This window comes from Salmonella sp. SAL4457, from assembly GCF_046548235.1.
GTDB lineage: Bacteria > Pseudomonadota > Gammaproteobacteria > Enterobacterales > Enterobacteriaceae > Salmonella > Salmonella enterica.
The window spans coordinates 1-309 of sequence record NZ_JBGDZO010000260.1 but is presented as its reverse complement, the minus strand read 5'-3'; the positions used below and the strand labels follow the sequence as shown (position 1 = coordinate 309).

The window sequence follows — 309 nt, the reverse complement described above, 5'->3', positions numbered from 1 at the left end:
ACCTGCACGAGACCCTGGAGATCGGCATCGGCATGGCCGCGACCCTGCTGTTCGTCGCCCAGGGCAGCGGCGTCGCCGGGCGCATCCTGCTGGCCGCCTGGAGCGACCGCTGCCGCGCCGGGCGCTACTTCCCGGTGATGGTCTGCCTCGGCGCGGTGATCCTCGGCCTGCTGGCGCTGCGCCTGGAGGAACGCGGCAGCGCCTACGCGGCGATTTTCGAGGCGTTGCTGGAACTCGGCGGCGAGCGCCCGGACCTCGGCGCGTTGCGTCGCGACCAGGCCCAGGAACAGCGCGACGACAGCCTGGAGG

Annotated in this window: 1 pseudogene; it reads left to right on the top strand. The window is 73.1% G+C overall.

From position 1 onward, the window contains the following. A pseudogene (locus ACLJNW_RS24180) lies at positions 1 to 309 on the top strand (hypothetical protein); the annotation flags it as partial.